Below are 12,615 nucleotides of genomic sequence, written 5' to 3'. Positions count from 1 at the left end.
GGTACGCGCCGCGAAGGGCATGACACGCGCTAGGGTGCCGATTCGGCGACCGCTGCCGGCACGCGGCGATCCAGCAGCAAGCCACGCAGGCGCAGGCCCGGCCGCTCCACCAGATAGTGCAGCGCCGCGCCGGCCAGGAGTGCAGCGAGTGCATACACTGCGAACGCCAACACGCCGTGTCCGTCCAACTGCCGACCGAACCAATCCTGTGTCAGATGGAAGGCGGCCTTGTGGCTGAGGTACAGGCTGTAGGAAATGGCCGCCAACCAGCCCGCACCGGGCACCCGCAGCCGTCCAAGCAGACACCGGCCAGCCGTGCCGGCCGCCACCAACATCGCCAGCCCCAGCGACAACACCGGCCAACCGATGGCATTGCCGAGCAAGCCAGTGCGCTCGCCAAATAGCCACATCGCCAGCGCCACCGTCGCCAGGCCACCCAACAACAAGGCATTGCCGCGGTCTTGCAGTGCGGACCAACGCTGCGGCGCATAGACCTGGATCAGCGCCAGTACGACCCCGGCCAACAGTCCATCCAGACGACACCAGGTTGGGTAGTAGATGTCCTCGATGAACCAGTTGCGTTGCAGCCCGGCGCCGACGCCATCGAGCGCGGTGTCGTGCAGCCAGATGCCGGTCCGCAGGCCGATGCCAGCCATCACCACCACCACGCAGACCAAGGTCACCCAGCGCCGCGAGCGGCCGCGCGCCAGCCACAGCGCCAGCAACGGGAACACCAGGTAGAAGTGCTCCTCCACGCAGAGCGACCAGGCATGCGAGAAGGCCGCCTGTTGGGTGTAGTCCACCAGCAGGTTGTAGCTGAAGCTGACGAACATCCACCACGGCGCCAGGCCGTCGGCTTCTCTGATCGACGGCCATGCCAGATAGAGCAGCAACATTACCCAGAACGCCGGCAGGATGCGAAACGCACGCCGCAGATAGAAGTCCCCCAGCGCCAGTCGCTCGCCGCGCGCCAATGGCCTGAGCACCTGAGTCCCGATCAGAAAACCGCTGAGCACGAAGAACAGATCCACGCCCATCCAGCCATAGCGCGACAGCCACGACCAGTCAGGCCCCAGACCGCCCACCACGAAGGAATGGAACAGCATCACCCAGACGATGGCGATACCGCGCAACAGATCCAGAGCCGGGTAACGCATGGGCCGACGACGTCCTTGCAGGCAGAGCGCACATTGTGCCGCAACCGCATCGCTCCAGGCGCACGCCATGCCGAGTAACGCGCTGCCTGCGCAGACAGCACAGCCACCCGCGATTTCTTGCGACAGCTCCGAGCCGCCGGGTGGCATGACACAGCGGACGACGCACCGTCCGATCCGAAAATCAGTGCGCCATCGCCACGTCCGGGGCGAGAGCGCCAGCCTCGGCCAACAGCCCCCAACGCACCAGCTGTGCCACCGCCGTGCCGACGCCATCTTCCTCGCGCAACCGCTGTCCGAGTGCCTGCGCTGCCATGCGCATCGCTGGTGCACTGGCCTGTCGTAACGCCTGTGCGAGCGCTTCCGGCTGCAAGCCAGCGTGATCCACGACCGGCGGCGCGACCCCGCGCTGCGCCAGACAATGTCCCCAGAATCGCTGGTCGTAGCCGAACGGCACCACCACCGAGGGAATACCGGCCGTCAGCGCCGCAGCACTGGTGCCAGCCCCACCGTGGTGGACCGCCACCGCAACGCGCGGAAACAACCAGTCATGGGGAACCTGATCGAGCGTGAAGAACTGCTGCGATGGCGGGTCGCCAGCGGCCGCCAGGCCGCCCCATCCAGCGGCCAGCAGTGCGCGCTGGCCAGTCAGGCGCAACGCCGCCTTGACCGTCTCGGTCAGCCGCTCAGCATCCGCGGCGATCATGCTGCCGAAGCCGACGTAGACCGGCGGCGGCCCGGCATCCAGAAATGCCTGCAACGCAGCAGGCGGTTCCCATCGGGGCTGCGGCAGCGACCAGAAACCGCAGACCTGCACGCGCGCCGGCCAATCCGGCGGGCGCGGGCACAAGTGCTCGCTATAGCCATACAGCACACGCGCCGTAGCGAAATTGGGGCCGCGCCAACCGTAGGGCCGCAGTCCCAATTGCGGCCGCACCGTCTCGTCGATGGCATGACGCAGCACCTGCCAGCCGCCCATGCGCATCGCGGTTTGGATGCCGACCTGCAGCGGGCCTGGCAAATGCCACTGCGGCCTGACCATCAACGGCACGTGGCGCGATGGGGTGATCGGCTGCAATTGCGCATGGACCACCGGGATCTGCAACGCCTCGCCCAAGGCGGCAGCCAGCAGGCTGGCGGTGCCGACGCCGATCACCAGGCCGGCGTCGGCACAGGCCGCGCGTCCCTGCCGTGCCCAATCCGGCGACCACTGCGCCAGATGCTCGCGGAACATCCGCGAAATAGCCAACGACGACTGCCGGCTGCTGATCGGAGACCGTTGCAGCATGCGCTGGTGATCGCCATTGAGCGGCGCGAAGGCCAAGCCATTGGCCGTGACCAGCGAGGCGAAGTTCTCACTGGTCAGGATGCGCACCACATGCCCGCGCTGCTGCAACCCTCGCCCCAGGGCAACGATCGGCCGTACGTCGCCCTGGGTGCCGAGGGTGGCGATCACGATCGGCCGCCCAGGCCGGCAGGCAGCGCCCGCCGTGGCGATGGCGCCGCCTTCAGGCATATTCGGCGATGCCATCGCTGGTCTGCAGCGGTACTCCAATCGCCGCCGGGCGCGCCGTCGCCTGCACCACGGCCGCCTGCAGCAGGTCGGCCAGGGTTGCCACATGCGCCAGCGCGAACATGCCATGGTGATCGCTATCCAGTGCATGCACCTGCAAGCCGCGCGTCAGTGGCTGCCAGGCCTGCGGGCGGTGGTCGATCCACGCGACGGTGTCCATCGCGGCGGTCGGACGACGCGTCGCCTCGACGAAGACGGCATCCACATCGATCCCGCTCGGACGATGGCGACGCGCGAGACGTAGATGATGCTGGGTCAGCTCGCCGATGTTGGTCAGCAGGTCCGGTTGCTGTTCCAGTAGCTGACGGACCAGCGGGAACGACAGCAAGCCATAGTGATCGCACAGCAACCCAGCCAGCCCGGCCATCGTGGTAGGCAGCGGCGTATCCGCCGGCGGCTGCAGATCGAGCGCCTGCACCGCCGCGCGGACGCTGACGGCTTCGTCGAGCTGCTCGGCCTGCGCTTGATGCGGATAACTGTCGAGCAGGGCGAGCAGCTCGACCGACTCCCCGGCCGCGCGCAGCTCGGCCGCGATGGCGTGTGCGATCAGGCCGCCCAACGACCAACCCAGCAGACGATAGGGGCCATGCGGTTGCACGCTGCGCAAGCGCACCAGGTAGTCGCGGGCGATCGCCTGCAAACTGTCCGGCCGGTAGCTGCGATCGGCCAGGCCGGGCGATTGCAAGGCCACCACCGGCCACCGCGGATCCAACTGGCCGAGCAAGGTCAGGTACGACCAGCCCAGGCCGATCACTGGATGGATGCAGAACAAGGTCGGAACGCCGACCTCGCCGGCCCGCAGCGGCAGCACGCAGGCCAACGGATCGCTGTGCAGCTGGCCGTTGCGCCGCACCACCTCGGCCAGGCCGGCGATGGTGGGCGTGTGGAACAAAGTGCCCAGCGGCAGATCGACACCGAACAGCTGCGGAAAGCGTGCGGCGATCTCGGCAGCGCGCAGCGAATCGCCGCCCAGATCGAAGAAGCTGTCGTGCACGCCGACCTCATCGATGGCCAGGATCTCCTGCAGCAGGGTCGCCAGTTGCCGCTCGATCGCATCGCGCGGCGGCACGTGCGTGCGCGCAGGCTGCGCGTCGGGTGCCGGCAGCGCCTTGCGATCCAGCTTGCCACTCGCCGTCAGCGGCAAGGCCGGCAACGGCATCCACAGCGACGGCAGCATGGCCGGCGGCAGATACACCTGCAAATGCTGGCGCAGGCTCTCAGGCTCCACCGTCTGCCCGGGTCGTGGCGCCACATAGGCCAGCAGTTGCAACACGCCGTCGCCATCGCGATGTCCGACCACCGCCGCCTGGGCGACCTGCGGATGCTGCTGTAGCGCATCCTCGACCTCGCGCGGCTCGATGCGATGGCCACGAATCTTCAGCTGGTCATCGCCACGGCCAATGAACTCCAGCACCCCGTCAGGACGAAAACGCACCTGATCGCCGGTGCGGTACATCGTGCTGCCATCGCCAGCAAACGGATCGGCCAGGAAGCGCTCATCGGTCAGCTGCGGCTTGCGGCGATAGCCCTTGGCCACGCCGGTGCCGCCGATGTACAGCTCGCCCACCGCGCCGGTCGGCAGCGGCTGTTGCTGCGCATCGAGCACATACAGCCGCGTGTTGGCCAGCGGGCGTCCGATCGGCGGCTGCATCGCATCGGTCAGCTGCAACGGCATGATGGTCGACCAGATCGTGGTCTCGGTCGGCCCGTACAACTGCGTCAGCCGACCGACGCGACCCAGCAGGCGCGTGGCCAACTCGGCGCCCAGCGCTTCACCGCCGACCAGCGCGTGCACCGTGTCCAGTTGCAGGTCCTGGTTGGCCAGCAGGATCCGCCACAGCGACGGCGTGGCCTGGATCACGCTGATCTGCGCCTGCGCTATCAAGCGCGCCAGCCCGCGGGGATCGTGCGCGATGCCGGCTTGCGCGATCACCGTGCGCGCACCGACCAACAGGGGCAGGTACAGCTCCAGGCCGGCGATATCGAAGGTCACGGTGGTGACCGCCAACACGCGATCGCGCGGCCGCAACCCCAGTTCCTGATGCATGGCGACCAGCAGATTGAGCAGACTGCGGTGACTGATTTCCACACCCTTCGGCGCACCGGTGGAACCAGAGGTGTACAGCACATAGGCCGTGCCCTCCGGCGTGGCCAGCGGCGCAATCGCCGCCGGCAGCTGCGCCGGGCGCGGATCCAGCCACACCATGCCACCCAGCAGCAGCGCGTCGCGCAGCTCCGGCTCGCAGACCAGGCCGATGGCGCCAGCATCGTCGAGCATCTGCCGGTTGCGGATCGGCGGGCCGGCCGGATCGAGCGGCAAATACGCCGCACCGCTCCACATCACTGCCAGCAGAACCAGCAGCAGGTGCTCGCTGCGCGGCAGCGCCACGGCAATCACATCGCCAGGCCGGACACCGTCGGCCACCCACTGCGCGGCAATGCGCGAGGCAAGCTCGCAGAGCTGCGCATAGTCGAGCGTGCGGTTGTCGCACTGGACGACGATCGCCGCGGGCATCACCTCCAGCTGTTGCAGCAGCTCGTGCAACAGCGTTGCCGGCTCCGGCAGCGGTCTGCTGGTGGCATTCCACGTTTGCAGCAGGCGGGTGCGCTCTTGCCGGCCCAGGACATCGAGCCAGCCGAGCGGCTGCTCGGACGTGGTCAGTACCGCATCGGCCAACACGCCCAGGCGACGGCAATGCTCGACGAGTTCGTCTTGGTCGTACAGCGCCGGGTTGGCATCCAGGTCGAAGCGCACGGCGGTGCCGTCGCCACGCTCATAGCAGAAGATGGTCAGGTCGTCGGCCGGGCCATTGGACAGGTTGTGCGGCAGCGCATACGCCTCGCCGAAACGCAGTGCGTAGTCGAACGCTTCGATATTGACCGCCAATCGCGCGATCTTCTGTTCGCCGCCGAACACGCCCAGATCGCGACGAACGTCCTCGAAGCGATACTGCTGATGACGCAGGGCGTGACGCACTACCGAGGAGACCTGAGCAAGCAACGCGTGGAACGGCTGCTCGGGTTGGATTGCCAGGCGCAGGTAAACCACGTTGGCGACCATGCCCGGTACCTGGCGATAGCGCGCATTGATGCGCCCCGTCACCGGCATGGCAATCACCAAGTCGCTCACGCCGGTGTAGCGGTGGTAGTACGCGGCGACCAGCGCGATCAAGGTCTGCGGAAGACTGGCGCCATGCGCGCGTCCCAGCGCTCGCAGGCGCGCGATCTGCTTGGCGGAAAATTGGCCACTGGCACGCACCAGACCAGCGCTGCGGTAATCGCGTGGGCGCGCCAGCGTCGCCGGCGGCGGCAGGTCGGCCAGCTGCTGCATCCAGTAGTCGCGATCGCGCTGATGACGATCGGAGGCGCGATAGTGTTCTTCCAGCGCCACCAGCTCCAGTGCGCTGCCGTAGGCCGCGGGCTCGGGCACTTGCCCGCCTGCATAGGCGCTATAGAGCGCGGCCAGGCGCTGCACCACCATCGTCACGGTGAAGCCATCGATCACCAGATGACTCATGTACTGGACCCACAGGTGATGGTCCTGGCCCAGGCGAAACAACGCGCAGAACCACAGCGGCCCGTTACGCAGGTCTTCCGGCTTGCGAATCTGCTCGGCGACCCAGTGTTCGGCCGCGTTGCGCGGCGCCGGATCGTCGCTGACGTCGAAGATCGGAAATGCCCCTGGATACACCGGCAATACCACTTGACTCGGCAGGCCACCCTGCTCGCTGATGCATAGCCGTAGCGTGTCGAACTCTTCGGTGATCTGCCGTGATGCCTGCATCAACAACGCAGGATCCAGCGGCCCGAACAGCTCCAATCCCTCGGAGAGCATCAAGGTGTTATCGGTGTGCAACTTGCTACCGACCCACAGACCGCGCTGCGCGCGCGTCAACGGAGACAGCGATGAGGTGTCCGTATGCATGGTCATTCCTGGCAGTGAGGGACGCGCACCCGGATCACGCTGTCTCCTTCCTGGATACGGCGCATCTAGACAGGCGTAGGGATCGACTGGAACGTGGGGCAAGGCTTCGCCGCCGCTCGCCGCAATACGGCGATTCGCAGTGGCAAACGGATCGAAATCGAGCGGAGCGTCGCTGCTGAGGTCACGTTACCAACGTGCCTCGGCAAGCGACGTATGGACATTAACAATCGATTGCTGCGCTGTACCGTGCGGAAATCACGATTCATTCCTGAATGTGCGCTGACGTGCCGAAACTGTGATTGAACCGAGAATTTCGCGCTTCGTGGCTTCGCAAAAAGCGACTTAGCTGCGCGCTACGTCAAACCGCGCCAACTGACCGGCGTTCTGTCGCGTATGTCTGCAGCAAGTCTCGTTATTGCCGAGACCATTGTCCCGCGAGTCCTTTCGCGCACTCGCCCGTTGTCCGGCCAGTGCTTTACTTGGTCGTCCATTGTGTGAACAACATCTGACGGTGCACGGCGGCACCGTGCCGCGCCATGATGACCGGCATCGCACGGCCTGGCCGCGCGCGCTGTCCGTCTTCCAGGACAATCAGCCCAAGGGCTCGTCGGACAGATAGGTATACCCAGTGAGCCCGGCTTCGAGCGCCGCGCGCAGTTCCTGGGCGCGCGCCTCGGGCAGTTGGGCAGCGGCGATGCGCTCGGCATAGGTCGCGCGCAACGCGTCGATCTGGTAGCCGACGTAATCGAGCATCACATCGGTGGTATCGCCGCGGCGCTGCTGGACGATGCGATAGCCGTTGCCCTCCACTGCCACTTCCACCGCATCGGTATCGCCGAACAGGTTATGGATGTCGCCGAGGATTTCCTGGTAGGCGCCGACCAGGAAGAAGCCGATGCGGTAGCTCTCGCCCGCGTTCAGCGGATGCAGTGGCAAGGAGCTGTCCAGGCTCTCGTTCTCGACATAGGTCTTGACCATGCCGTCCGAATCGCAGGTCATGTCGGCGATGATGCCGCGTCGCTGCGGCATCTCGTTCAAGCGCTCGATCGGCACGATTGGAAACACTTGATCGATCGCCCACACGTCCGGGATCGACTCGAACACGCTGAAGTTGACGAAATACTTGTCCACCAGCCGCTCGTTGAGCTCATCCAGCACCGGGCGATGGCTCTTCTCGTCGAAGCTCAGGCGCGCACGCACCCCGTGGGCGATGGCGTAGAACAAATCGTCGATGCGCGCGCGGTGGACCAGGTCGATCTGCCCCAGCGCGTAGGCGCTCAGGCCTTCGGCATGGAAGTGCTGCGCCTCCTGGAACAATTCCACCGCCGGGCGCACGTCCAGTTCGTCGTGGATCTCGCGCAGATGGCGGATCGCCGCCGGCTCGTCGTCGTGCGCATCCGGCACGCGCCCTTCCGGCGCCTGCTCCACCTCCGAGACATTGGCGATCAACACCGCGTGGTGGGCGGTCATTGCGCGGCCGCACTCGGTGACGATGCGCGGCGGCGCCAGCCCGTGTTCCTCGCAGGCACTGGCCAGCGGTTGCACGATGTTGCTGGCGTAAGCGTGCAAGCCGTAGTTGATCGAGCAATAGCTGCGCGAGCGCGTGCCTTCGTAGTCGATGCCGAGGCCGCCGCCCACATCCACATGACTGATCTTGGCACCCAGCCGTGACAGTTCGACGAAATAGCGCGTGGCCTCGCGCATGCCATTGGCGATGTCGCGCACGTTGGAGATCTGCGAGCCCATATGGAAATGCAGCAGATTCAGGCTGTCGGCGTATTCGGTGTCGCGCAGCGTCTTCCACAGGTCCAGCACCTGCCGTGGCGACAACCCGAACTTGGCCTTGTCGCCGCCGCTGTTCTGCCACTTGCCCGCCCCCAGCGAGGCCAGGCGCATGCGCACGCCCAGGCCGGGCTTGACGTCCAGCGCGCGCGCTTCTTCCAGCACCAGGTTGAGCTCGGAGGGTTTCTCGATGACGATGAAGGTCTGCAGGCCGAGCTTGCGCCCGATCAGCGCCAGGCGAATGTATTCGCGGTCCTTGTAGCCGTTGCAGACGATCAGCCCGCCCGGACGCGACAGCGCCAGCACCGCCATCAATTCGGGCTTGCTGCCGGCCTCCAGTCCGAACCCTTCCCCGGTATGCGCCGCCAAGGTCCCAGCCACGCCGCGATGCTGGTTGACCTTGATCGGGTAGACCGCGGTATAGCCCCCGGCGTACTCCCAATCGGCCTGCGCCTGGGCGAATGCGGCCTGCAGCTTACCCAGCCGCTGGCCGAGGATATCGGGAAAACGCACCAACAGCGGCAGCTTCGCGCCGGCGGCACGGGCGGCATCGACCACTTCCGGCAGCGAGACCGCGGGACCGTCGCCAGTCGGCCGGACCACGATATGGCCGGCCGCGTTCACGTCGAAGTACCCGTCGGCCCAGTGTGGAATCGAGTAGGTCTTGCGGGCTTGGTCCTGTGACCAGGTACGGCAGGCAGTCATGGCGGTTCGCTGTAGCGGGCGCGTGGTGGCGCGGTATGGATGACCGCGGCGGAAGCCCACCGCGGCGCGGACGTGCATTCTACAAGCAGCGACCGGCGGTGACCGTTACAATGCGCGCCGTCGCCCGGTGCCGGCCTGCGCAAGCGCCGCCAGCCCACCGCCCCTCCATCGCGGACCGTGCTCGGCTGTCGCGCCTCTCGGCCCGGCGTGTCGCCGCGTCCCGCGCAGGCCTCCACTTCAGGACATCCGCATGAGCAGCAACGACAACTGGTACATCGAGCACTTCCAACCCACCGGTTCGGCCATCGGCTACCGGATCAGCGGCAAGCTGGACGAAGTGCAGTCCCCGTTCCAGAAGATCGAGATCTACCAGACCACCGATTGGGGCAAGCTGATGGTGATCGATGGCGCGGTGATGCTGACCAGCCGCGACAACTTCTTCTATCACGAGATGATCAGCCATCCGGCGCTGTTCACCCACCCGGCACCCAAGCGCGTGGTCATCATCGGTGGCGGCGACTGCGGCACGCTGCGCGAAGTGCTCAAGCACCCGGGCGTGGCCAGTGCCACCCAGTGCGACATCGACGAGCAGGTCACCCGCATGGCGGAGAAGTATTTCCCCGAGCTGTGCGAGGCCAACGGCGATGCGCGCGCCGAACTGCTGTTCGACGACGGCGTCGCCTACATGGCCAACTGCCCGGCCGGCAGCGTGGACATCGTGATCGTCGACTCCACCGATCCGGTGGGTCCGGCCGAAGGCCTGTTCAACAAGGCGTTCTACGAGAGCTGCTTCCGCGCGCTGAAGGATGACGGCCTGCTGGTGCAGCAGTCCGAATCGCCGCTGGCCTTGCTGCAATTGATCCAGGACATGCGCACGGAAATGGGCAAGGCCGGCTTCCAGTCGTTCAAGACCCTGCCGTTCCCGCAGCCGTGCTATCCCACCGGCTGGTGGAGCGTGACCATGGCCAGCAAGCAGGCCGGCGCCGATTTCGCCTTCCGCCAGGCCGACGCACAGGCCAAGCCGTTCGACACGCTGTATTACACCGCCCACCAGCACACCGGCGTGCTGGTCGCTCCGCCGTTCGTGGCCAAGGCGCTGGGGGAGTAAGCCAGTACGCCATCGCGGGAACGACCAACCTCGCGATGGCGTCCTTCCGCGGCAGCACCGATCCACCCATTCGCTCTCTGCTAGGAACGGGCGCCGACACGCCGGCGACGCGAATAGAGCATGAGGTGTTACCCGTTCTATAGCGCGCGCGTTCGCAGAGCTTGGCTGCTGGGCTTGCTCCACCGTCGACACGCCGCGCGTGCTAACGGCTGCGATGCGGCGCGGTCGTCGCACGCCGCAAGGCGCGGGGTGCGACCCGGGCAGCAAGCGATGATCAGAAGCGTACTTCCGCACCCACGTTGAGGACCTCGGCACGATTGATGGTGACGTCCTCGGCGTAGTCGTAGTAGTCGCGCGCATAGAGGTAGTTGGTGTACGTCACGCTCAGGCTGGCATGCTTGCCCAGGTCCAGCCCCAGGCCGACGCCGGCATAACCGCCGTAGACTTCTTCGCTCAGGTCAGCGGCATCGGCATACCACGACCCCAGCCGCACCACCGCAAACAGCGGGCTGTCGCCGAAATTGAAGCGCGCAGTTCCGCCGACAGCGACAAACTTCACCCCTGGGATGAAGACGTCATCGTGATTGTCCTTGCGATCGAGACGTCCCAGCGAGGCTTCCACACCGATCAGCGTCACCGAACCGGCCTGCCAGCGATAACCGGCGCTGAGTCCGAGCATGTCTTGCTTGTATCCACGGAACACCTCACCGCGTCCGCTTTGCACACCGATGAACGCGCCACGCTCGATGCGCGACTCCTCGCTGCTGGCGATGCGCGTGGCCGCTGCAGGCGGTGCGGCCACCGCCGGTGTCTGTGCGGTGACCGTGACGAAACGATCCGCGCCGCCAGCATCGCCTTGAGGCGCCGTCGTCGCGGTACCGTTGGTGGCGGGGAGCGCTGCAGGAGCGACCTGGCCGCCACTTTGTTGCTGTTGCTTCTGCTGCTGACGATAGCTGTCCCAGCCGCGCGATAACGATTGCGCCGAAGCCTGCACAGTGACGCCGAGCGCAGTGCAGGCCAACAGCAGTGTTGCCGTCTTCTTCATGACATTCCCATCAGTGATCGTCCGTCGTTTCCGCATCCTTGCGCACGACAGGCGAACCTGACGGCATCTGGAAGTGGCGCAGTTGCCGTCATTGCATGGGAGCGTCCCCGCATCATCGACGCTCGCAGGAGCAGGGCTGCCGTCGATGGCAGCGCTGATCCCACGCGTGATGCAGCCCCCTGACCGCAGCGCGCATAGTGGCGACAGTCTCATCCGCTGTCTAGATAGAGTGAGACACCAATCCGGCAGGGCTTGCTTTTTAGAGCGTATAGCTGCGGGCATCGCCGCTATGCATGGTCCCGGCAGCCTGCGTTCTTGGCGCTGGAACGCGACCTGTTCCATCTGGAGAACGTTACATTTCTGAAATAAAACTAATTTCAGTACTCGTAAGTTCTAAAATTGACCGGGCCCGATCCCCTGCGATCCATAGCCGCCCGTCAGCTGCGTGACATCTCCGCGCTCTCGAGGCCCGGAGAACGACCATGCATTATCAACCGCTGGACACCTCCAGCCTGCAACGCGTCACGCCTGTCCTGCTCAAGCGCGGCACCAGACTGCTCGAACCCGACGTCTATCGCACCTATCTGGCTGGGCAGTCGGCAGTGGTCAAGGACTATGGCCGCTATCGCCGCACCCTGCTGGCGCCGCTGGCGCGGCTGATGGTGCGCCACGAAGCCGGCATGCTGCGCCGCCTGCACGGATGGCGGCATGCGCCCGCCCTGCTCGGCACGCTGGGCGGCCTGGCGGTGGGAATGGAGTTCATCCCTGGCGACACGCTCAGCGCCAGCGCCGTGGCCGGCGAAGAGATCTTCCAACAACTGCAAGCCGCCTTGCGACGTCTGCATGGTGCCGGCATCACCCACAACGACCTGCATGGCACCAACGTGGTGGTCAGCGCCGGCGTGCCGGTCCTGATCGATTTCACCTCGGCATGGCGGTTTCCGCGCTGGCTGCGGCGCACGCCGTTGGCGCGTCAGCTGCAACGCGGGGATGTCGCCAATTACCATAAGTTGCGCCAGCGCCTGACCGGCATTGCGCCCTCCGCCGACGAGGCCGCTCGCAGCGCCGAGCCCGTCTGGGTACGCCAGCTGCGTAGCGGTTGGAAGCGCCTGTACCGTCGACTGAAAGGCACTGCGGCGGTCACCACCGATTGAACGCGGCTGGCGCCGCTCCGCGTCTTTGCGGCAACCGTCGCTGCGCCGCGCGCGGCCCGACGCCTCCACGCCTGCACGCTTTCGCAGCGCATGCGCTTGCATCGATCGTTCGACGCATCGCACTCACCCTCCGGCGTGAGCGGCGACCGCGTGTTGGCCAGCACTGCCG

At 66.2% G+C, this 12,615-nt stretch carries 7 protein-coding genes; 2 read left to right on the top strand and 5 right to left on the bottom strand.

Translation table 11 applies throughout. The annotated features are described in order from the left end of the window. Positions 1 to 29 precede the first annotated feature (29 nt). The 4 genes from CKY51_RS07970 to speA form a co-directional block, all read right to left on the bottom strand. Positions 30 to 1,157 (bottom strand): acyltransferase family protein, encoded by a 1,128-nt coding sequence (locus CKY51_RS07970; protein WP_022971858.1) that lies wholly within the window; start codon positions 1,155 to 1,157, stop codon positions 30 to 32. A 181-nt stretch (positions 1,158 to 1,338) separates the two neighbouring features. Beyond that, a complete protein-coding gene (locus CKY51_RS07965; RefSeq protein ID WP_031339381.1) occupies positions 1,339 to 2,652 on the bottom strand; it encodes a glycosyltransferase in 1,314 nt (437 codons plus the stop codon). Positions 2,653 to 2,662: 10 nt separating this feature from the next. After that, positions 2,663 to 6,652, bottom strand: a complete 3,990-nt coding sequence (locus tag CKY51_RS07960; RefSeq protein ID WP_038220316.1) for a non-ribosomal peptide synthetase — start codon at positions 6,650 to 6,652, stop codon at positions 2,663 to 2,665. Between the two features lie 591 nt (positions 6,653 to 7,243). After that, positions 7,244 to 9,139: an arginine decarboxylase gene (gene speA, locus CKY51_RS07955; RefSeq protein ID WP_031339378.1), complete on the bottom strand. Its 1,896-nt coding sequence runs from the start codon at positions 9,137 to 9,139 to the stop codon at positions 7,244 to 7,246. 250 nt (positions 9,140 to 9,389) lie between these two features. Between speA and speE the strand changes: the two genes are divergently transcribed. Continuing rightward, the gene (gene speE / locus CKY51_RS07950) at positions 9,390 to 10,247 is read left to right on the top strand and encodes a polyamine aminopropyltransferase (protein ID WP_022971854.1); all 858 of its coding nucleotides are present in this window, start codon (positions 9,390 to 9,392) and stop codon (positions 10,245 to 10,247) included. Between the two features lie 274 nt (positions 10,248 to 10,521). Here the strand turns inward: speE and CKY51_RS07945 are convergent, their stop codons facing one another. Beyond that, on the bottom strand, positions 10,522 to 11,292 hold the full coding sequence (locus tag CKY51_RS07945) for a hypothetical protein (protein WP_022971853.1): 771 nt from the start codon (positions 11,290 to 11,292) through the stop codon (positions 10,522 to 10,524). 482 nt (positions 11,293 to 11,774) lie between these two features. Here CKY51_RS07945 and CKY51_RS07940 point away from each other — a divergent pair, with 482 nt between their 5' ends. Then, positions 11,775 to 12,446 carry an RIO1 family regulatory kinase/ATPase domain-containing protein gene (locus CKY51_RS07940; RefSeq protein ID WP_022971852.1) on the top strand — a complete coding sequence of 224 codons (672 nt, stop codon included), beginning with the start codon at positions 11,775 to 11,777 and terminating at the stop codon, positions 12,444 to 12,446. Positions 12,447 to 12,615 lie beyond the last annotated feature (169 nt).

It is taken from the genome of Xanthomonas maliensis, assembly GCF_009192945.1.
GTDB lineage: Bacteria > Pseudomonadota > Gammaproteobacteria > Xanthomonadales > Xanthomonadaceae > Xanthomonas > Xanthomonas maliensis.
The sequence above is the reverse complement of the archived record's forward strand: the minus strand, read 5'-3'. Positions and strand labels throughout refer to the sequence as shown.